Source organism: Pontibacter litorisediminis (assembly GCF_029360645.1).
GTDB lineage: Bacteria > Bacteroidota > Bacteroidia > Cytophagales > Hymenobacteraceae > Pontibacter > Pontibacter litorisediminis.
Window position 1 is genome coordinate 270,904 of record NZ_JARDUA010000006.1, and the last position, 22,409, is coordinate 293,312.

Here is a 22,409-nt window from a genome sequence, read left to right on the forward strand (position 1 = left end):
CGACAGCGGCCTTTACCTTTTACAGATGACCGATTGGCTATGTTACGGATAAGTACAATGTATAATTGGCTGGGTGGCCTGCTGTGCTGGCTGCTGCTAAGCCCGCAGGTGTTCGCCTCTGCAAGCACAGGTTTGGCAGAGCTGAGCAACGAGGCAAATGCCATCATACGCTACGAAGAGACGGTTTTCACCGTCAACTCCATCAACAGCGGCACGCTCCGCTTTAAAACCAAGATCACCATCCTGAACGAGAACGGCGACCACCGGGCTACGCTCTACGTGCCTTACAACAAGCTGAGCAAGGTGACTAGCATCAGCGGTACTTCTTACGACAGGAACGGCAACCGGATAAAGAAGCTGAAGAACAGCGATATCAAGGACATTAGCGCCATCAGCAGCATTTCGGTGTATGAGGATAGCCGCGTGAAGATTGCCAGCCTGGAGTACAGTGTGTACCCTTACACGGTGGAGTTCGAGTATGAGGTGTCGCAGTCTAACATGATGTTTTACCCGCGCTGGTACCCGCAGGATGGGGAGAACCTGGCCGTGGAGCGGGCAAGCCTGCAGGTGCAGGTGCCCCTCAACAGTAAGTTACGCTACCTGGAGAACAACATCACGAAAAAGGTGGAGGTTAGCAGCAGCCCCACCCACCAGGTTTATAAATGGGAGGTTAGCAACCTGTCGCCAGTGAACCGGGAGCCTTACGGGCCAGGTTTCGGAGAGTTGGTGCCGATGGTGCTGACGGCCCCTGATGCGTTTGAGGTGGATGGCTACAAAGGCAGCATGGAAACCTGGAAAGAGTTCGGCCTCTGGATCAGCAAGCTGAACGAGGGGCGCGACAAGCTTCCGGCGGAAACGGTAGCCAAGCTGCAGCAGCTTACCGCCGATGCCAAGACCACCGAGGAGAAGGTGAGGCTGGTGTATGGCTACATGCAAGGCAAGACGCGCTACGTGTCTATACAGCTGGGCATCGGAAGCTGGCAGCCTTTTGAGGCAAGCTTTGTGGATAGCAAAGGCTACGGCGACTGCAAAGCCTTGTCTAACTACACCCAGGCCATGCTAAAGGCAGTGGGGGTGGATTCCTACTATGCGCTGATAAACGCCGGGGAGGGCACCCCTGACATCAAGACAGAGTTCCCGAGCAGCCAGTTTAACCACGTGATCCTTAGCGTGCCGATGGCGCAGGACACCATGTGGCTGGAGTGCACGAGCCAGACCGAGGCTGCCGGCTATAACGGCAGCTTCACCGGCGACAGGCACGCGCTGCTTATTACGCCGGAGGGGGGCAAGCTGGTTAAAACCACCTCCTACGGTGCCGGCGATAACCAGCAGGTCAGGAAAATCATTGCGAAGCTAGACGAGAAGGGCAGCGGCACCGCTTTAATTAGCACGCGCTACACCGGCATCCAGCAGGAGACCCGCAACCAGGTGATTACCAACCGCAAGCCGGAAGACCAACGCAAGTGGCTTTATGAAAACACGTCGGCTCCACCTTTCGAGATCAGCAGTTATAGCTTCGCGCAGAAGAAGGAGCGCGTACCAAGTATAACCGAGGAGTTGGAGCTGAGCCTGCGCCAATGCGCCACGCTTAGCGGCAAGCGCATGTTCCTTAACCCGAACCTGATGAGCAAGTGGACGCATGTGCCAAACCAAAAGGAGACACGGCTTACCGATGTGGTGCGCACCATGGCCTACCTGGATGTGGACACGGTGGAGATAGAAATGCCTAATGGCTATTCTGTGGAGTACCTGCCGCGCGAGGTAAAGCTTGCATCCGTCTTTGGGGAGTATACTGCCTCGGTGAAGGTAGACGGGCAGCGCGTGACTTACATGCGCCGCATGCAGATGCACAAGGGCCGTTTTGCCCCTGACACTTACAGCCAGTTGGTGGAGTTCTATAACAAGGTGATAAAGGCCGATGCCGAGCAATTGGTTTTTGTGAAGAACCTGCCATAAGTATGAAAGCGGCTTTACTTCGGAGGCGATGAAAAAGATCATACTTGCATTGATCGTGATAGGCACCTGTGCCGGCTGCATGCACCAGAACAGGCTTGGCGAGTTTGCCGAACGGAGCGGGCGCGTAGAGCTGAGTAGCAGAGGGTTTAACCAAGATTACCGGTACGGCGACTGCTTTCTTTATCAGGAGCAGGGTGAGCGGTATTTACTTCTCGTAACTGGCGTGCACCCGGGGGAGTTCACCACTTTTCTGCCTGTGGCCGTGCCTGCCGTGGATAGTATAGATGAGTTCTCGGTGGGGAAGTTCATGGTTAATTACTACTCCCGCGAACCCGGGCTTCTGGACAAGCTGCTCGGAGGAGAGGCGCAGTATGGCGGCTTTGGTTTCTCTGTTTTTCCAGAAGACCTGCCATCCCTCGCCGGCCACCTGGAGTATTTGTTCACCGTGAACCTGAGCCCTGACAAGATGAAGGAGTTTGGCGGAACAGCCCTTGCCACAGATCACCCGCTCAGCTACACCATCCGGTTCTGCCTGGACTTTGAGGGCATGCAGCGCAACTCCCCTGATAAACCTCTGGTGGCCAAGCTGCCCCTGGAGAGCCTGTGCATGTAAGCGCTTTAAAATGTAGGCTCCCGCTGAAGGGGGCACTTCAGAAAAGCGCTGCCAATGCACTTTCATGTGCGTTAGCAGCGCTTTTTTAATGGCAACTTAAAATAATTTTATCAAAGCTGCGTCTTTTCAGAGGTGGCCCCGTCATCAGGGTGTAACAAGAACAAAACACCTTAAGAGACAGAGCCATGAAAAGATTTCACGTAAACGTAAGAGTAAAAAACCTGCAGGAGTCCACTGCGTTTTATACTGCCCTGTTTGGGGCTGAGCCGACCGTGCTGAAGCCCGACTACGCCAAGTGGATGCTGGAAGACCCGCGGGTAAACTTCGCTATCTCCCATCACCCGGAAAACGCCGGCATTGAGCACCTGGGCATACAGGCTGAGAGCGAGGAGGAACTGGGCGAAGTATACGGCCGACTGAAAGAAGCCAAAGGGGCTATCCGGGAGGAAGGCAAGTGTACCTGCTGCTACGCCAAGTCGGAGAAGTCGTGGATAACAGACCCGCAGGGCGTGGATTGGGAAGCGTTTTATACCTTCGGGGAATCCACAGTGTATGGAGAGCCAGCCAGCCAATGCTGCCCTGAAGTTACCGATGCCATTTAGTACAGAATAGACTACGGAAAACAAAACCAGCAGCAGGTATACTTTCATACTTGCTGCTGGTTTATATTTACTCCTGCTATAAGATTTATGGAAACCGCAACTCAACACGCTGTGCTGCTAACAGAGATGCTGCCGGAGCATTACCCGCAGGTAAGGGAAATTTACGAACTGGGCATTGCCACCAACAACGCCACCCTGGAAACCAAGGCTCCGGCCTGGGAAGAGTGGGACAGCAAGTACATGAAGAGCTGCCGCCTGGTGGCGCTGGCTGAGGATGGCCGTGTGGCAGGCTGGGGTGCGCTTACGCCGGTGTCGGGCAGGTGCGTGTACAGCGGCGTGGCCGAGGACAGTGTGTACATCCACCCGAAGTATAAAGGCAGAGGCATTGGCAGACTGCTGTTGCAGCGGCTGGTGCAGGAGTCGGAGCAGGCGGGCATCTGGACCCTGCAGGCAGGTATACTCAAAGAGAACGAGGCAAGTGTAAAACTGCACGAGCAATGCGGGTTCAGAGTAGTGGGAGTGCGCGAGCGGCTGGGGCAACTGCACGGGCAGTGGCGCGACGTTTGCCTGATGGAAATAAGAAGTAAGATCGTTGGTGTATAAAATATGAAGAATTGCTGCATCACCCCCACTACCCATTTGCTGCAGGATAGCTGCGCGTCTGTGGCCCCTGTGTTTTTAGCATACGAGGCGCAGCTGCGAGGTTTTGTGCAGAAGCGTGTAAAGGATAAGGAGGAAACAAACGAGATTCTGCAGCAGCTCTACCTGAAGCTCTACAAAAACTGCGAGCAGCTGCAGGGCGTGCACAACCTGAAGGCCTGGCTCTACCAGATCACCCGCAACGCGGTGCACGATTTTTTCCGGGATAACAGCCGCCGACAACCGTTGGAAGATGGGGCAGAGTTTCCTGAACCGGAGGAGCTAACAGAGCGGAACCGGCAGGAGGTGGAGGAACTGGTGGAGCCACTGATTAGCTTACTACCCCCCGAGTATGCGGAGGCGCTGCGCCTGAGTGAGTTGGAAGGCGTAAGCCAAAAAGAGATTGCTGAGCGGCTAGGGATTTCCTACTCCGGCGCCAAGTCCCGAGTACAACGAGGGCGCGAGAAGCTGAAGCAGTTGTTTCTGGAGTGCTGCCACCTCGAACTAAGCCACGATGGGCAGTTGCTGGGAGCAGAAGTAAAGGCTGACTGTAAGGCGCTGCAGGGGCCGGAGAGTTGCTGCGAAAAGTAATCAAGTTATACTTCATTATGGTACCAGCGTCCGCTTGTGCCTCCTATACTTTCACAAAAGCTGGCTGCAGGGATGGTGGCAACCTGTCCTTATAAGTGTAAACCCACCCCTAACCCCTCCGAGGAGGGGAATTAACCTCTCCCCAGCCCTCTCCTAAGAACAGGAGAGGGAGTTTCTCATTACCGGGTCCAACCACCCCTGCCCCTCCTTAGCCAAGGAGGGGAGCTCTGTTCAAGCTCCTCCAGCTGAGGCTATCGAACTGATCCCAGTCCTTGGGTGGAGCGCCTATGCGAGTTTTTCCGGTGCCCGGAGGGCATTGCGACGTAGGAGCAAAGGAAAAGCTCCCAGCGCGATGCCCGAAGACGAGCCCTCTCGGGCCTGAGAGCACCATAGCCAGAGATGAAACAATAGATATATAAGTCTGGAGGATCAGCAGTAACTATAAAGGATAGCTTGGTTCCAGTTGCTGGAAGCAGGGCAATGCAAGTATAAGTATGGCTTCCCAAGCCAGTCGAGTTACAAACTCGACCTCATAGAAAGGCACGAGTTGCAAACTCGCGCCAGCGGAGGGTGTAGTAATTATGCCTTCACGCTTAACAACCCACAACTAAAACTTATACCTTACCTGCACCTTCACATCCGACCTCCTCGGTCCTTCAATCGTCTCTAGACCGCTGCCTATACTTTCCCGGTCTCGGAAATGCGTGAGGCCATACTTTACCCACACATCCAGGTCGCGGAGCGGGCGAAGCTGTAGCAAGGTATAAAACCTGGTGCCCCGGCCGCTGAAGGCGGGAATGGAGAAGGCGTAAAGCACATCGCGTTCATAGGCATACTGGCGGGTATCGTAGCTGTCGGTGTCAAAGAGGGCGTAACGGGTACTGAGGCGGATCCTGTCAAACGTAAAGTTTACATCCTGCGAGAGAAAGTACCCTGTCTGCTGTGGCGACTCCTGCTCATAGGTGCCAAACTGCACCCGCGTCTTCAGGTTTAGCGTGCGGGTGGGTGATGTCTCAAAGTATAACAGATAGTTCCGCCGCTCGGCCTGCGCCACATAGTCCATGGCGGTGGTATTGCCGCTCCGGTTACGTCCCTTGCTTTCGTACCGCATCTGCGCGTAAAAACTGCTCTGCCGGCTGGGCCGGAAGTATAAGCGCACCAGGTACTCCTCCCCATGCGAGGGCGCATCCACCAGGTAGCGCAGCCACGGAAACCTGAAGCGGTCGTAGTAGGCGGTGATTTCCCACTTCGGCAGCGGCCTGATCTTGATGCCGGTGTAAAAGCCCTGCTCGTTGATGTTGCGGGTACTCTCGCCAAAGGCACTGCCATAGAAAGTATGGAAATCACGGGCGTAGTAACGGTACAGCATCGAGAGCTCCACATGGTTGGAGAGGTTGGCGATGAGGCCGTTTATACTTCCAAGGCCGCCACTCTTGCTCATGGCCGTCTCCCCGAACAGGTAGATATTCTGCCAGGTATAACTGTAGTTGGTGCCCAGGTTGTAGTTGTGGGTGCCTGCGAACTCGAAGCGCTGGTAAGGTGCCCCGGCTTTCTGTATGGCGGCGCTATAATGGGTGCCCAAGGCAGTGACACCTAGCGTAAGCGCTTTGTCTGTGGATTGGTACTGGGCGCTGCTGCCGTATACTTGCTCGCGCACGGCGTCTTTGTTAGCCAGCTCGGTAGGGGTGCGGTGAAAGCCAGTGGTTTGAATGCCGGAAAAAAAACGCTGCTCCGTGTCCAGCGTGTCGAGCTGCGTCTGCAGGTTGGCGTCTATGAGTTTGTTCGAGTAGAAGGCTGTTACATCCACCTTACCCAACGCATAGGTTACGGCCCCTCCGCGCAGAAAGGCGTACTCCAGTACCGAGCTGTAAGGCCGGATGCCCAGGTTCGGTCTGCTAACGGTGGTGATCGTTTCGCTGCCCTTGCCCACGCTGTAGCCTGAGGAGAGCAGCAGCCCCTGCCCGAACTGCAGCTGGTAGTCGCCTAAGGCAATGGTTTTAAAACGCCCTTTGTTGTAGAGCTGCAGGTGCGCCGTATAGAAATCGAAGCCATAGCGGCGGGTACCGGGGCTCCAGGTAAAAGCTTCGCCGGCGTCTTTCTCGGCGGTGAGGCCAAAGCTGTAGTCGCGGGCGTGACTGGTGCGGTAGCGAAGGAAAAGCTTCTCCGGCGAGCCCAGATAGCGGGTGGTGGAGCGGCTGCTGGTGTCTACAGGCATGTAGCCGCGGCGCTGCTGCAGGGTGCGCTCGTACCGAAGTATAAGCGCGTTGTTATCCTCCCCAACCATGCGCTGCCACAGCGGCCTTGCGTCAGCCTGGAGCCCCGCATCGCGCACCTGCACAAAAGGCAGCAGCCGGTAAATGGTAGGCAAATCGAAGCCCGTGATCGCCTGCAGCTCGTAAATACTCAGCAACTCCCCGTTCTCCTGTACATAGTCAAAGTAAGAGGCTATCTGCGCACGGGACAACAGGTAGAGCGAGGCAAGCTCCTCAGGCGTGGTGCGGCTTAGATTGATGGGGCGCTGGTAGTACTGGAATAGTGTTTCGTAGAGGTCCTCGTAGCTGATGTTCTCATCGTCCTGCTCGGCAAAAAGCTCCTGCACCAGCAGGTCCAGGTCTATGTTCTGGCGCGGGTAGTCTTGCGCCAGCAGCGGCGGAAACCAGAACAACACCAGCCAACACATGAGCAAGCCTCTTTTCATAAACAACTAAAAGCTTGAATTATAGTATCAGAATATTGTCATACTTAACATGGCAGCATAAAGTTGAACGAACGCTAGCACTATGGAGGTCTTTCACATTTTCTCGGCCATACTGGTCATCTCTGCCATCTTTGCCTATATCAACCAGCAATACATTAAGTTTCCTGGTGCCATAGGGCTGCTGCTGGCCGGGCTGTTGCTGTCTGTGCTGGTGCAGGGGGCGGGTGCTCTGTCGCCCCAGTTCGAGGCGCTGGTGGAAGGGCAGCTCAAGGAGCTTAACTTTTCGGAAATCCTGCTGGAGTTTATGCTTAGCTTCCTGCTGTTTGCCGGTGCCCTGCACACCGACCTGGAGAGGCTGCGGCAGAGCAAGTGGCCCATCCTGATCTTCGCCACCGTGGGTGTGCGTATTTCCACTGCCGTGACAGGTACCTTGTTTTATTACCTGCTGCTGTTGCTGGGCCAGCCGATCGGCTACATCTACTGCCTGCTGTTCGGGGCGCTGATCTCACCCACCGACCCCATTGCCGTGCTGGGCATCCTGAAGAGAGCCAAGATTCCGAAGTCGCTGGAGGTGAGCATAACGGGCGAGTCGCTGTTTAACGATGGGGTAGGCGTGGTCGTGTTTATTTCCATTTTCCAGGTCGCGCAGATGGGCCTTGCCAACATAGAAGGCTCCTTTATAGCAGAGCTTTTCATCAAAGAGGTGGGTGGCGGCATAGGGCTGGGCCTGCTGATCGGCTACATTGCGTTTCATTTTATGCGGCGCATAGACCATTACCAAACCGAGGTTATCATCTCGCTGGCCGTGGTGATGGGGGGGTACAGCATAGCGCAGATGCTCCATTTCTCCGGCCCCTTGGCCATGGTGGCCGCCGGCCTGCTGATTGGCAACCAGGGCACCAAACTGGCCATGAGCGAGCAAACCGCCGATTACCTGACCAAGTTCTGGGAGATGGTGGATGAGATAATGAACGCAGTACTTTTCGTACTCATCGGCCTGGAACTGATGGTGGTGGAGTTTAAGTGGGAATATGCGCTGATAGGGGCCATCACCACCCTGATTGTGCTGGCTGTGCGATACGTGGCGCTGGCGGTGCCGAGTTACACGCTGGGCCTGCATCGCACTTTTGCGCCCGGTGCCCTGTCCATCATGACCTGGGGAGGTTTGCGTGGGGGCATTTCCATAGCGCTGGCGCTCTCGCTTACCCCAGGCATGTACCGCGACGAGCTGGTGGCCATCACCTACACGGTGGTACTGTTATCGTTGGTAATACAGGGGCTTACTATTGAAGCCTTCATCAAGCGGGTATCAGGCAGGATACAGGTATAAGGTACGGACTGCTATTCGGCGAAAGAATAAGCTACAGAAAGGTAATGGCTGTTGCCGATGGGGGTGGTGGAGCCAAAGGCGTAGTCTACCTGCAGCTGGCGTGCCTTAAAGCCAACCCCAAAGCTCAGGCTGCTGGTAAGGGAGCTGAAGCCGGTACGAACTAAGAATTTCTCCTGTAGCAGAGCATACTCAGCGGCAGCCTTAAAGTCGGCATCATAATCTATGTTCTTCTCTGTTTCGGCGGCTAATAGAAAGCGGGGTGTGGGGCGGTAGGATAGGCCCGCCTTCATCACGGTGGGCAGGCGCTCGTCTTCAAAGGAAGCTAGCTTAGCTTGCGTCAGGTTATAGGCAAAGGCACCGAAGTATAGCTCCGGGACCACCTCTCCCTGCACGCCGGCCGAGAAAGCCACTGCTTTCTGGCTGCCGTATTCCCGTACCGCCACCTGCCACACATCAGCCTTAATGCCCAGGCTAAACTGCCCCAGCTTATGCGCTGCCCCCAGGCCGGCATGCTGCTGGTTAAAAAGCGCATCGCCAAAGCGGCTCACACTTATTCCATAGGTGCCATGCCTGGCGGTGGGGTAAACAGCTTGCAGGGCAACTGTAGTGAAAGCCTGTTCCCTAAACCTGTTCTGCGCAAATACCCCAATGGCTGGTGCCCTTAGGCTGGCTATGCCTGCCGTGTTGTTGCTCAGGGCCCACACATCAGCCACTGTTACAGAGGCATTTGCCATGCCTGCCGCGCGTGCGCCGAAATTGCACAGATTTTGTCCTTGGGCTCCCGTCAAACCCGATACGAAGACCACAAAAAGTATAACCGTGTGTTTGTACCTCATGGCTGCAAGAGCAGTAGCAAGCTTATTCTCATTAAGTGCTATAGTCTGCTATACGAACTGTTTAATATTGGATTATAGGTATTTACGCTTGTACGGGGAGCTGCCTTAAATGATATGTAAATTTTAGTTATCGCAGAATTAGTTGCACACGTTTACTGGCTAAAGAAATTGGTGTGTTGACATTGATTTTTGGTTTGCTGGTATCGATTTATTATAAAATTGTATTATTAAGATAGAAGAGCATGGCTAGAAGTACGTAGAACTAAGCTGTAACAGTTTGTTCAACAGCTAAAAACGTGCTTATGAAAAAGGTTCTACTACTTAGTCTGATGCTGGCGTTGCTTTTGCCCCTGTCAGGCTATTCTCAAGGAGCCAGAACGGTGACGGGCCAGGTAACCGACCAGGAGTCCGGGCAACCCTTACCAGGTGTGGCGGTAATTGTACAAGGAACAACTGTTGGTACCACAACGGGTGCCGGTGGGGAGTACACGATCAACGTTCCTGCCAATTCCAATACGCTGGTGTTCCGCTTCCTTGGGTATTCCGACGTGGTAAGGCAAATAGGGAACGCCGCCACCATTGATGTAGCCATGGGCATAAATGCAGAGCAGCTACAGGAGGTGGTGGTAACAGCCCTTGGCAGGGAGGAAGAGGAGAGAACGTTAGGCTATGCCACACAGCAGGTAGGCTCGGAGCAGCTCACGCAAGGCCGTGAGCGCAGCGTGGCCAACGCGCTGCAAGGCAAGGTAGCCGGCGTAAACATCCAGAGCCAGGGCGGTGGCCCAGGCGCCTCTACCCGTGTGGTAATACGGGGAGCCAAGTCAATCTCGCAAAGCAACCAGGCGCTGTTTGTGATAGACGGCATACCTGTGGATAACAGCAGCAGCGGCACCGGGGATGACCTGAATGCCGGTGTGGACGTAGGTAACAGGGCCAACGACATCAACCCCGATGACATCGAGTCTATCAACATCCTGAAGGGACCCGCAGCGGCAGCGCTATACGGTGCCCGTGCTGCCAACGGTGTGATCATGATCACCACGAAATCAGGCAGGGGTGCTACTAAGAAGGCGGAAATCACTTACCTGTCCTCTTATACCGTGGAGGATATTCTGCGCTACCCTGAGCTGCAAAACCGCTACGGGCAGGGCTTCTTTGGGGCGCCGGACCCGAAAGAAAACACCAGTTGGGGCCCTATATTTACTGGTGAGCTTCGCCCTTGGGGGCAAGTTATTGACAACCAGCAGCGCGTGAAGCCCTATGTGGCGCTGGAGGACAACATCAAGGAGTTCTTCAACTATGGCTATAACTGGACGAACACGGTTTCGCTGTCCGGGGCTGCCGAGAACGCCACCTACTACGCGTCCTACTCCAATACACAGCAGGAGGGCGTGGTGCCGACCACGGAGTATAGCCGCCATTCTCTTGCGCTGAAGGGCTCTACAAAGCTGCTCAATAAGTTTAACTCCTCGGTATCCATGACCTATACCAAGTCGGGTGGCGACTTTGCCTTAACCGGCCAGGGTAACTCAGTATTTAACCAGATCATCCAGACGCCGCGCGACATTCCTGTGCGTGAGCTGGAAGACCTGGATAGCCCCTTTAACGATGAGGCAGGTTTCTACTCGCCATACACCATTAACCCCTACTGGTCTTTAAGGAATCAGACTTATGAGAATGAGGTGGACCGCCTGTTCGGCAACATCACCCTGGGGTATGACATCATGGAGGGCCTTAACGTCACCTACCGAATCGGCACAGACTTTTATACCGACCGCCGCAAACAGTTCATGGCCATTCGGGATGTGGAGGGGCAAAATGCTTCCAACAACGACAATGGCATGTATGCGGAGCGGCAGATCTACTACAGAGAGGTTAACTCAGACCTTATTGTAAGCTATAACAGGGACCTGTCCGAAAACCTGACGCTGGATGTGCTGATAGGCAACAACATCAACCAGCGGGAGAACGACGACCTGACGGCCATCGCCGATGCCTTGGCCAACAATGAGTTCAGGTCGTTGAGCAACATCATCGGTACGCCGCTCACCACCAGTTTCCGGGACAAGAGAAGGCTTGTTGGTGTCTATGGCTCTGCAAAGGTGGGCTACCGTAACTTCCTTTGGCTGGAGGTGACAGGCCGTAACGACTGGTCCTCTACGCTGCCTATAGACGACAACAGCTTCTTTTATCCGTCCGTGAACCTGGCCTTTGATGCAGCAGAAGCCTTTGGGCTGGCCGAGACTACCCCTATCAGCTTCGCCAAGTTCAGGGCCAATTATGCCAACGTAGGTAACGATGCGCTGCCCTACAGCACACGTTCTGTGTTTGTATCAGGCAACATCAGCGATGGCTTCGCAGGCACTGATCTTAATTTTCCCTTTGCCGGGCTGCCTGGTTTTGAGGTAAGCAACGTCATCGGCAACGCGAACCTGCAGCCGGAGAATACAAGCTCCTGGGAGGTAGGGGCCGACATGCGCTTCTTTGGAGAGCGCATGCGAGTGGATGCTGCCTACTACAACTCCAAATCGACAGACCAGATCATCAACGTGCCGCTTTCCTACGCCACGGGCTTCGGCTCTGCCTTCCTGAACGCAGCCACGATCAGGAACGAGGGCATCGAGTTGCTTGTCGGCGGTATTCCGATCGAGACCAATGACTTTAGCTGGGACATCAGCGTGAACTTCACTAAAAATGAGAACACGGTTGAGGACGTAGCTGGGGAAAATGAAATCTCGCTTGGTGGCTTGGCATCGGCTGCGCTGGTCATCTCTGAGGGCAGGCCATATGGCACGTTCCTGGCGGAGGACTACCTGCGCGACCCACAGGGCCGTATCGTGGTGAACGCATCGACCGGGCGCCCACGCCTGTCTACAGAGCAGACCTACCAGGGCAGCATTCAGCCAGACTGGCAGGGCGGCCTGGTAAACACGTTCCGGTACAAGGGCCTGAGGCTATCAGTAGTTTTCGATACCCGCCAGGGGGGCAAGATCTACTCCAGAACCAGAGGCACGCAACGCTTTGCTGGTACCGCCCCGGAAACGCTCTTTAACGACCGTCAGCCCTATATCATACCTAACTCTGTAGTACAGGTAGGCACCAGCGATGAGTATGTAGAGAACACTACGCCTCTCACCAACACCAACCTGTACGAATACTGGGGTAACCTACCCGAGGGCACCAATATTATTGATGCCTCCTTCACCAAGCTCAGAGAGGTGAGCCTATCTTACAGTTTACCGGAGTCTATCGTGGACAAGACCTTCTTCGGAAACATTGAGGTTGGCTTCTCTGGCCGTAACCTGGTGCTGTGGACTCCGGATGAGAACACTTACATTGATCCGGAGGTGAACAGCTTTGGTAACGGTAACCTACAGGGCTATGAGTTCAGCAGTTACCCCAGCACCCGCTCCTGGGGTGCCAACATCAGAGTTACTTTCTAACATACCGAAGCCGAGACAATCATGAAAAAGCAACATATAAGAGTGCTGGCTGTACTATTTGCCTTTCTTGGCTTTACAGCTTGCGACGACTACCTTGATATAAACGTGGACCCCAACAACCCGCCAACCTCGACGCCAGCCCTCACGCTGCCGGCGGCGCAGGGCGAGCTGGCCTATGTGCTGGGCAACCAGTTTCAGTTCCTGGGCAACTTCTTTGCCCAGCACTGGACCCAGGCCGGTGCCGCCAACCAGTACTGTGATTTAGAGCTGTATCAGATCACCTCTTCCGACTACGACGCACGCGTGTGGGGCGAGCTGTATGCTGGCGCCCTGGAGGACTTCAGGTTTGTGAGCGAACAGGCCAGAGAGGACGAAAACCAGAACGTAGCAGCGATCGGGCGCATTATGGAAGTATACACTGCCCAGATTATTACCGATGCCTGGGGCGATGTGCCCTACACCAGTGCGCTGGCAGGCCTGGAGAACCAAAACCCGGAGTACCAGGCGCAGCAGGAGATCTATGACCTGCTGGTTGTGCAGCTGGATTCCGCTTTGATGCTGATTGATGAAGGAACCTCATCTGAACTGGGAACCTCAGACCTGGTGTATGGAGGGGACATGGGGCTATGGCGCCGGTTTGCCAACACGCTTAAGCTGAGAATATACCTGCGTCAGGCGTACGTAAGGCCAGATGTGGCCCAAAGCGGCATACAGGCCATGTATGCTAGTGGAGCGGAGTTCCTGCAGCGCGGAGAAACGGGCGATGTGGAGTTCGTCAACCAGACACAAAACCGTAACCCTTTCTACCAGACACAGGTGGTTTTCAGGGGTGGTGTTGACGTGGTAGCCAGTAACACCTCCTTAAATTACCTGCAGGACACGAATGACCCACGCCTTAACGAGTTCTATGCACCGGCAGAAACAGGGGCGGGCGCTGGCAACTTCATAGGGGTGGACCAGGGTGTGGAGTGTACCCCGGAAAGAACCGGAGACCAGTCAAACACAGTGTCTAAGCCGGGGCCTGCCGTGGCAAGCCCTACAACAGCTGTTCCTTTCATCACGGCGGCCGAGAGTTTCTTTTTGCAGGCAGAAGCCGTAGCCCGGGGCTGGACAGGCGGCGCTGGCGGAGATGCCAGCGAGCTGTATGCAGAGGGTATCAGAGCCTCCTTCGATTACCTGGGAGAGGATGTGGCGCTGGTGGACCAGCTTTTGGAGCAGCCGGAAGTGGCTTACCCTGTTGGCGCAGACGTGGAGACGCAAGTAGAGCAGATTATCACCCAAAAGTGGGTATCCTTTAACGGGGTGCAGGGCTTTGAGTCCTGGACAGAGGTTAGAAGAACCGGTTACCCAAGCTTTATAGAGCCTTCAGCGGCGTCTACCCTTGGTGCAGATCTGATACCGAAGCGCCTGGTGTACCCAAACACAGAGGCCATCAGAAACCAGAATTACCCTGGGCTGATAGAGATAAACGTGCCGGTTTGGTGGGATGTGAAGGACTAATGTAGAACATAAAATTCTGAAAAGATGAGAACTATAAATAAAACCTTCACGGCAGTCGTGCTCTTTGCGACAATACTTCTTTTGGCTGGCTGTGAGAAAGACGACGAAACGGCGAACGTTTCGTTCGTGACAACCTATCCTACGGTGGCCCTTATCGGAGACCAATGGGAAGTGGTACAGGTAGGGGAAAGCTTTACAGACCCGGGGATAGAGGCCTTTGAGGGTGAGACAGCTATAGAGTACACCACTTCCGGTACCGTTGATACCAGCGTGCCTGGTGTTTATGTGCTTACCTACACGGCCGTTAATCAGGACGGATTCTCTGCCTCGGCCACAAGGTACGTGGGCGTGATCACCCCGGAGGCAGCCGCCATAGATCTAAGCGGGCAGTATCAACGCAACGCTGGTGCTTTAGGGGTGTCTACAGTGACCCGGATAGAGCCTGGGCTGTACGAGACGGATAACATCGGAGGGGTGGCTGATCCTGGGCCATCCACCACCGTAAGGTTCTACCACTACGATGTAAACTCGCTGGAAGTACCACTCCAGAGCGTACAGGGCACCACCTTCGCGGCAACCGATGCCACCGTTGTGCCTGGTGTGAGTTACAGCTGGATTGTCATTAACCCCGGTTACGGTGCAGCCCTGCGCACTTTTGTTAAATTATAAAACGGTATGGATATGAAACTAAAGTATACTTTATTCCTGGCCCTGTTCCTGTCTCTGGGATTTTTTACATCCTGTGATGATGACGATGAAGATGACATAGATTTCACGGCCACCTACCCTATTTCCGGTACCTGGTCGGTAACCTATAGCATAGAGACCGCTCCCGGACAGTTTGAGCCGCTGGCAGAGCACTCTGAGTTGCTGATCTACAACACAGCGGCCAACGTGCCAACAGAAGTATGGGTGGACGATGAGGGCAATTTCTGGGACTTCAAGGTCAAAACCCCTATCAACATTGCCAACCTGACCTTTGGCGGTGAGAGCTTGGAGAACATGTCCTATAACTCACAGGTTACGATCACCGATGGGCAGGTATTCCTGAATGCGGTGGAGGTGAACAGCATCATGCGTGACAGCATTTACTTCAGGGTGTCGTTTAGTGATGACGAAGATGCGGAGGGCAACCCTGATCCCTTTGGCACCATCTACCACGTCTATGGCCACCGCAGTACCGGGTTTGAGTAAGAGTTAGTACAGTTGGTATCAGGAAAGGCAGACTCGAGGAGGTCTGCCTTTCTTGTTGCCCTGTAAGCTTACCTCGAACCGGCCGTTTCCTCTATACTTCCCACAAACCTGACCTGTATATGCGGCTGCTTGCCTTCCGGCTTACCGTAGCTATCCTGGTGCTCTGCGAGCCTTTGCTACAGCACGCCTCTGTGTTTGCTCAAGCGGGCAGCATTGCCGTGCGCGGCACCGTGCGTGATTCACAGACTGGAGAAGCCGTGCCTGGAGCCGCCGTCGTGGCTGAAGGAAGCCAGGCGGGTACCACCACAGATGAGAAAGGTTACTTCGAGCTATCTCTACCAGCCGGCAGCCGCACCCTTCTCATCTCATACCTGGGTTACGAGCGGGCCGTGGTTCGCTTGAGCGGCGGCAACACGACCTTGAATGTACCGTTGGTGCGGTCGTCGGTGCAGCTGTCGGAGGTAGGGGTGGTGGGGCAGAAGCCGGTGCACGATAACATCCGGAGCGTGCAGGGCGGTATCACGAGCCTCAGCATCAATACTATTAAGTCGGTGCCGCCCTTTCTGGGGGAGGTGGATGTGGTGAAAAGTATAAAACTGCTGCCGGGCGTGAGCTCGGTAGGCGAGGCGGCGACGGGCTTTAATGTGCGCGGCGGGAGCGTAGACCAGAACCTGATCCTTCTGGACGGCGCGCCGCTGTTTAACAGCGCCCATTTGTTCGGCTTCTTCTCGGTGTTCAACCCCGATGCTGTGGAGGACGTGACGCTGTACCGAGGCGGTGTGCCGGCGCAGTACGGTGGGCGCATCTCGTCGGTGTTGGATGTGAGGCAGCGGGAGGGTGATAGGGAAGCATTTGCGCTCAACGGCGGCATAGGGCTTGTGTCAGCCAGGCTGGCGGTGGAGGGCCCCATCATCAAAAGCAAAACCTCTTTTCTGGTGGCCGGCCGCAGCTCCTACTCCGACTGGCTGCTGCGCAAAATGCCCAACGCGAGCATCCGCAACAGCCAAGCGACTTTTTACGATGCTTCTGCCAAGATTAGCCACACGTTCAACGATCGCAACAAGCTCGCCATCTCCGGCTACCGCAGCTTCGATGAGTTCGGCTTCTCCGGCGACACACTCTACAATTGGTCTACCAATGCGGCCACGGCCACCTACACGCGCCGCTTCAGCCCTGGCTTTTCGATGAGCATGAGCGGAGTGTACACAGATTATACTTTTAAGGTGACATCGGAGCAACGCGTGAATGCCTCAGAGTACAGCAACGGCATCGAACTGAAAAGTGTACAGGCGGACTTTACCCTGGCTACGGGTAAGCACACCATCCACTTCGGCGCGGCAGCCCTGGATTTTGCATTTGAACAGGGCAGGCTAGAGCCAACCTCTCCTGAATCGCAGGTGCTGCCGGTGCAGCTGCAGCCGGAGCAGGCGCTGGAGAGCGCTCTGTACTGGAACGATGAGGTGCGGATCTCGCCCAAGCTTTCCGTCATGTATGGCCTGCGTTACTCGTATTACGCCAACTACGGGGCCGGGCAAGTATACCGCTATCAGCCTGGCGTGCCTAAGCAGGAGCGCACTATTACAGATACCTTGCGCTACGGCAGCGGGGAAGTGATCGAAAGTTACCACGGCGCCGAGCCACGTTTCTCGGTGAACTATACTTTGGATGCGCGCAGTGCTATCAAACTCGGCTATAACCGCCACCGCCAGTACCTCCACCTCATCTCCAACACCACTACCATCTCGCCCACCGACATCTGGAAAAGCAGCAACACCCACATAAAGCCGCAGATCGGGGACCAGGTGAGCCTGGGCTATTTCCGCAACTTCAGGAAGAACACCATAGAGGCCTCGGTGGAGGGATACTACAAGCGGATTGAAAACATACTGGATTATAAGAACGGGGCCAACTTATACTTGAACAGAACGCTGGAGGCAGATTTGCTGGCCGGTGAAGGCAGGGCCTATGGCGTGGAGGCAAGCATCAGCAAGGTGAGCGGGCGCCTGACGGGTTGGCTCAATTATACTTACGCCCGCACCGAGATTGCCATACAGGGCGCTACGGAGGAAGAAACCGTGAACAAAGGCGAGTATTACCCGGCTAGCTACGACAAGCCCCATACGTTGAACCTGGCGGGCAGCTACGAAGTGGGCAAGCGCTGGCTATTGGCAGCTACCTTTACCTACAGCACCGGCCGCCCCATCACCGCGCCGCTCGCGCATTACGTGATAGGCGATTTCATCGTGCCCCACTTTGGCGAGCGTAACCAGCAGCGCATCCCCGACTACCACCGGCTCGACCTGTCGCTGTCGCTGCTGCCGGACAAGGCCAGGAGCAAGCGCTGGGAGGGCACCTGGAACCTCTCGCTCTACAACGTGTACGGGCGCAAAAACCCATACTCAGTTTTCTTCCGGCAAGTATACGGCTCCCCGCCCAGAGCTTACCGGCTGGCGGTGGTGGGGGTGCCGCTGCCTTCCATTTCTTATGATTTCAAGTTCAGGTAAGGCGTCATGAAAAAAGCAGTCATCTTAAGTATCATCTTGCTGCTGGTGGGCAGCTGCATAGACCCGCTGGATCTGGAGATAGACGATGAGGCGGAGCAGCTGGTGGTGGACGGCATGATCACGAACGAGCCGGGACCATACAGCGTGCGCCTAAGCCGGAGCAAGCCCTACAACAGCTACGCCGACAGCTGGGACGCTGTGGAAACCGGGGCCACCCTTATACTTTCTGATGACCAGGGGAATGAGGAAACGCTTATCGAAACTGCGCCAGGCTTTTACCAAACCAGCGAAGGGGGCCTGCAAGGGCAGTTAGGGACTACGTATACCTTGAGCATCCGCACTAAAAGCGGGCAAAGCTATACCTCTGCCCCCGAAACGCTTCGGCCCGTGCCACCCATCGACAGTTTATACTTTGAGGTGCGTCCGCAGCAGATTTTAAATGAAGCCGATGTGGAAGAAACGGTCTACGTAGTGGATGTACTGCTTGATGCTAAGGACCCGGCAACGGAAAAGAACTATTACCTATGGCAGTGGCAGAGCACCTTTCAGGTAAATACCCAGCCTTGGGATTATACCGAAAAAATAAGAGGCGTGCGGGTGCCAAGGCCCAAAGATTGCTGCGAGGTATGTTGGGTAACCAGCCCCACCAACAGTGTAAACGTGCAGGAGGATAGGCTGCTGAACGGTGGCCTCCTGAGCCGGCAAGTCGTAACCCAAATTCCGGTGACAGAACAGGCCTTCGGCACCAAATACCACCTCGAGGTAAAGCAACTCTCTCTTTCGGAGGCCGCTTATGATTATTGGCGCATCCTAAAGGCACAGATCGAGAACGGCGGAGGTATACAGGACCCACCTCCGGCCACCATCATCGGCAACATCACCAACACGGCCACCGGTGAGCGGGCGCTGGGCTTTTTCGGAGCTTCGGCGGTAACCCGGCGCAGCTTAGTTATCCGGCGGGAGGAGCTAGGCGTGAACGTCGGGCCCTACGTTTTTCCGGATGATTGCCGGGTGATTACCAACAGCACCACCGAGCGGCCGGTGTTCTGGTAGAGTATAAACGGATTGTTTTGGCTACAACTCAAAATGAGATTTAGAGATACTGTGGAAGATTTAACTTTCCCTTAGCTTGTGCTCACCCTCTTCCCTGGCGCCTCCTTATCTAATGGCTCCCGCTGGCGCGAGTTTGCAACTCGTGCTTTTTTATGATGTAGGGTTTGCAGCCCTACTGGCTCAAAGAGCCACACTATATACTTCGGCTATACTTCTATAGCCACCGCTTTCCGCAACTGGAACTAAGCTGTCCTTACTAGCTGCCGCTGATCCTCTAGTTCCCACAAGCGGTTCGTTTCATTTCTGGCTTTGGCTCCCTCAAGGCCGGGAGGCCTCGCCTTGGGGGTAGGAGCCCTCGATAAGTGCATCGCGCGGTGTGCCTGAAGCTGCTCCTCGCTGGCGCTGCGGGCTGCCCTAGCGGGCACCGCAACATCCAAAAGGCGCTCAACCCAAAGGTTAGGATCATGTTCGATAGCTGCAGCTAATGCAACTTCAGCTAAAGTCCCCCTTTGAAGGGGGCAGGGGGGATGTTCCTCCAATACCTCATGCTATAGAACTTATACTTTAGCTAAAGCAATTACAGACTCCCCTCCTTAGACAAGGAGGAGTAGGGGTGGTTGGACCCGTCGCTGCTGAGACTTTTTTGCTTTAGCCATAGAGCCGGTATCATCTCGAAAGCCTCTACTAATCTAACTTGAACCTAACCCACTTAGAAGCCCACAGGATCCAGGACTTGTTTCGGCAGGGGGATGTAATCGTGTGCTGAGACGCTCTTGGGAACAACCTAAAAACTCCGGCCCCTTAAAAGGATAAGTGTAGACTTTCCTTTGAAGGGGCCGGAGAGGTGCAATCGGGGCTTTTGTTTTATACTTACTCTACGCTCAGTTCATCTACCAGCAGCCAGGTTTCGCGGCCTCCTACTGGGTACTGGGCTGGCGCTATGCCTACGTTGCGGGCTGTCACTTTTACATAGCGTGCCTTGGTAGCCGGGAACTCGGCGGCAACGGTTTTACGCATGATGCCTTCTTCGTTGCCGGTATTGCTGATCACCTTCACGGTCTTAAAGGTTTTGCCATCCTCCGACACGGCATACTCTACCTGCTTGGGCAGGAATACGCGGTAACCGATGTGCTGCACATAGGAGCTGCTGATTTTGGAGATGGACTGTACCTGCTCCAGGTCGATTACGGCTTCCAGGTCATCCTTCAGGTAGCCCAGCCAATGGCCGTCGTAGTGGTCGGTGGTACCGTGAATGCCGTTAACCAGGGAGGCTGTGCCCGGCGAGAAGCTGCGGTGTGGCTCTTTGGCCAGCGTTATCTTGCGGTTAAGGGCTTTATGTGCATCAAATACCCGAGTCGTGGCCTGGCCTACCAGCTTGCCATCCTGAAAAGAGCCTGCCTTGATCACAGCAGCTTTGGTCAGCTCAAACGGCCCGGTATACTTCTGCGAGTTGGCTGTTGGCTCGGAGCCATCCAGGGTGTAGTAAATGTCTGTTCCGGCGGCCTCGTTAGTGAACATCACCTTGGCGGCCTTGCGCTCCGGGCTTACCTGCAGTTGCTGGCGCACCTGAAAGGCGCTCCTGGCATAGTTTACGCCCATGGCATCATAACGCAGGTACTGCTGCTGCATGCGCGCTTTAAAGCCTTCCCAGTCTTTCAGGTGTACCGGCGTCCAGAGCACTTCCGAGAGGGCGGCGATACGTGGGAAAGCCATGTACTCCACATGCTCCGGGTTAGGAATATACTCGGTCCAGACATTGGCCTGGGCGCCCAGGATGTACTTTTGCTCTTCTTTGGAGAGCTCTGCCGGGGTGGGGTTGTAAGCGTAGACCCTTGAAAGCGGGTTATTGCCGTGGATGGTCACCGGCTCCAGTTCCCGGTCGCCCTGGTAGTGATCGAAATATACATAGTTACCGGGTGTCATCACCACCTTGTGCTTTTGCTTGGCTGCCTCAATGCCGCCTTTCTCGCCGCGCCAGCTCATCACGGTCGCATTCGGGGCCAGTCCGCCTTCCAGAATCTCATCCCAGCCAATGATCTGGCGACCCTTGCTGTTGAGGAATTTCTCCATGCGCTGCACAAAGTAGCTTTGCAGCTCGTGCTCGTCCTTCAAGCCCTCATCTGCGATGCGTTTCTGGCATTTGGGGCATACTTTCCAGCGGGCTTTCGGGGCCTCGTCGCCGCCGATGTGGATGTACTCGCTTGGAAATAAGGCAATCACTTCCACCAGCACATCCTCCAGAAAGGCAAAGGTCTGCTCGTTGCCGGCGCAGAAGATATCGTTAAAAATGCCCCACTTGCCTTCTACTTTAAATGGCCCTGCCGTACAGGCCAGCTCAGGATAGGTTGCCAACGCTGCCAATGCATGGCCCGGCATCTCAATCTCCGGCACTACCGTGACGTAACGCTCCTGCGCATACTTCACCACGTCCTTTACCTGCTCCTGGGTGTAATAGCCACCGTGGCGTTTGTTATCGTAGGTCTGCGGCAAATCCCAATAGTGGCCGATCAGGGTGCTATCGCGCCAGGCGCCAATTTCGGTCAGTTCCGGGTATTTTTTGATCTCGATGCGCCAGCCCTGGTCGTCGGTCAGGTGCCAGTGGAAGGTGTTAAGCTTGTGCATGGCCAGGTAGTCGATGTACTGCTTCACAAACTCCACCGGCATGAAGTGGCGCGTCACGTCCAGGTGCATGCCGCGCCACTGGTAACGTGGCTTATCGGCTATATTTACCGCCGGGATCGTTACCGGCGCCTTGGTAGGCTGAGGCGGCAACAGTTGCTTTATACTTTGGGTGCCGATAAAAAGGCCGTTCGGCTGGTTGGCGGCAAGTATGATTTGGTCAGGCGTTACCTCCAGCGTATAGCCTTCTTTCCCTAAGGTATCTGGAGTGGCCGTAAGGCTAAGCTGGATGACGTTTTTGGCCTTCTTTTTCGCCTCTTTCTGCACTACCTGCGGCTGCACACCGGTAGCGGTTTTTATACTTTGGGCCAGCTTGTCTGCTATAAGTTTCAGCTCCTCGTTTTTAGCCGGCACATGAATTTTAGTGTCGGCGTTGAGCGTAAATTGGCCGTTTTGTAGTGTTAGGTGCTGCGGCTTCGGGATGATGGAGATAGGGCTGTTGCTTTGTGCAAACGTGCCGCTGGCGCCTAGCAGGATAAAAAGGCTAAGGAGTAGGGTGATGTTCTTTCTGAAGTTCATGAAGGGGGACAGTGGTGTTTGAACATCAAGAATAGGCAATATATGGGAGAAATGCCAGAAGTGGAGGGATTGAAGGGTAGGAGGCTCGTGGCCGGTTTAGGGGTTGCCTTTCTGGCGCAAGCGTCCGCTTGTGCGGGAGTGTAATTTAAACTGTGTCATTTCCATATTTTACTTTACTGGCCCTGTTGGTGTACTGGTGTGAATCCTTACAGCAACAGGGCCATCTTTTGAAGCGCGTCTCACTTCAAGTCC

General features: G+C 55.0%; 15 protein-coding genes. 12 read left to right on the forward strand and 3 right to left on the reverse strand.

Annotated features, from left to right (window positions below):
* The first annotated feature begins 57 nt into the window (after positions 1 to 57).
* From PXG97_RS17325 to sigZ, 5 genes are all read left to right on the forward strand, one after another.
* On the forward strand, positions 58 to 1,956 hold the full coding sequence (locus PXG97_RS17325) for a DUF3857 domain-containing protein (RefSeq protein ID WP_276499066.1): 1,899 nt from the start codon (positions 58 to 60) through the stop codon (positions 1,954 to 1,956).
* A 28-nt stretch (positions 1,957 to 1,984) separates the two neighbouring features.
* Entirely contained in the window at positions 1,985 to 2,569 is a 585-nt protein-coding gene (locus tag PXG97_RS17330) for a hypothetical protein (RefSeq protein ID WP_276499067.1), read from the forward strand.
* A 185-nt stretch (positions 2,570 to 2,754) separates the two neighbouring features.
* Positions 2,755 to 3,171 (forward strand): ArsI/CadI family heavy metal resistance metalloenzyme, encoded by a 417-nt coding sequence (locus PXG97_RS17335; protein ID WP_276499068.1) that lies wholly within the window; start codon positions 2,755 to 2,757, stop codon positions 3,169 to 3,171.
* 87 nt (positions 3,172 to 3,258) lie between these two features.
* Positions 3,259 to 3,774, forward strand: coding sequence for a GNAT family N-acetyltransferase (locus PXG97_RS17340; RefSeq protein WP_276499070.1), 516 nt, complete (start codon positions 3,259 to 3,261; stop codon positions 3,772 to 3,774).
* Between the two features lie 3 nt (positions 3,775 to 3,777).
* A complete protein-coding gene (sigZ, locus tag PXG97_RS17345; protein WP_276499071.1) occupies positions 3,778 to 4,401 on the forward strand; it encodes an RNA polymerase sigma factor SigZ in 624 nt (207 codons plus the stop codon).
* Positions 4,402 to 5,008: 607 nt separating this feature from the next.
* Here sigZ and PXG97_RS17350 read toward each other — a convergent pair.
* Positions 5,009 to 7,099, reverse strand: a complete 2,091-nt coding sequence (locus PXG97_RS17350) for a ComEA family DNA-binding protein (RefSeq protein WP_276499072.1) — start codon at positions 7,097 to 7,099, stop codon at positions 5,009 to 5,011.
* A gap of 82 nt (positions 7,100 to 7,181) precedes the next feature.
* Here PXG97_RS17350 and PXG97_RS17355 point away from each other — a divergent pair, with 82 nt between their 5' ends.
* A complete protein-coding gene (locus tag PXG97_RS17355; RefSeq protein ID WP_276499073.1) occupies positions 7,182 to 8,429 on the forward strand; it encodes a cation:proton antiporter in 1,248 nt (415 codons plus the stop codon).
* Between the two features lie 11 nt (positions 8,430 to 8,440).
* On the opposite strand, the gene PXG97_RS17360 is transcribed toward PXG97_RS17355, so the two are convergent.
* A complete protein-coding gene (locus tag PXG97_RS17360) occupies positions 8,441 to 9,265 on the reverse strand; it encodes a hypothetical protein (protein WP_276499074.1) in 825 nt (274 codons plus the stop codon).
* Positions 9,266 to 9,567: 302 nt separating this feature from the next.
* On the opposite strand from PXG97_RS17360, the gene PXG97_RS17365 reads away from it, so the two are divergent.
* From PXG97_RS17365 to PXG97_RS17390, 6 genes are all read left to right on the forward strand, one after another.
* Entirely contained in the window at positions 9,568 to 12,708 is a 3,141-nt protein-coding gene (locus PXG97_RS17365; RefSeq protein ID WP_276499075.1) for a SusC/RagA family TonB-linked outer membrane protein, read from the forward strand.
* A 21-nt stretch (positions 12,709 to 12,729) separates the two neighbouring features.
* Positions 12,730 to 14,208 carry a SusD/RagB family nutrient-binding outer membrane lipoprotein gene (locus tag PXG97_RS17370; RefSeq protein WP_276499077.1) on the forward strand — a complete coding sequence of 493 codons (1,479 nt, stop codon included), beginning with the start codon at positions 12,730 to 12,732 and terminating at the stop codon, positions 14,206 to 14,208.
* A gap of 24 nt (positions 14,209 to 14,232) precedes the next feature.
* Positions 14,233 to 14,877 (forward strand): immunoglobulin-like domain-containing protein, encoded by a 645-nt coding sequence (locus PXG97_RS17375; RefSeq protein ID WP_276499078.1) that lies wholly within the window; start codon positions 14,233 to 14,235, stop codon positions 14,875 to 14,877.
* A 6-nt stretch (positions 14,878 to 14,883) separates the two neighbouring features.
* On the forward strand, positions 14,884 to 15,402 hold the full coding sequence (locus tag PXG97_RS17380; RefSeq protein ID WP_276499079.1) for a lipid-binding protein: 519 nt from the start codon (positions 14,884 to 14,886) through the stop codon (positions 15,400 to 15,402).
* A 119-nt stretch (positions 15,403 to 15,521) separates the two neighbouring features.
* Positions 15,522 to 17,906 (forward strand): TonB-dependent receptor, encoded by a 2,385-nt coding sequence (locus PXG97_RS17385; protein ID WP_276499080.1) that lies wholly within the window; start codon positions 15,522 to 15,524, stop codon positions 17,904 to 17,906.
* A gap of 6 nt (positions 17,907 to 17,912) precedes the next feature.
* Entirely contained in the window at positions 17,913 to 18,959 is a 1,047-nt protein-coding gene (locus tag PXG97_RS17390; protein ID WP_276499081.1) for a DUF4249 domain-containing protein, read from the forward strand.
* 870 nt (positions 18,960 to 19,829) lie between these two features.
* Here the strand turns inward: PXG97_RS17390 and PXG97_RS17395 are convergent.
* Positions 19,830 to 22,157: a glycoside hydrolase family 20 protein gene (locus PXG97_RS17395; protein ID WP_276499082.1), complete on the reverse strand. Its 2,328-nt coding sequence runs from the start codon at positions 22,155 to 22,157 to the stop codon at positions 19,830 to 19,832.
* Positions 22,158 to 22,409: the final 252 nt, after the last annotated feature.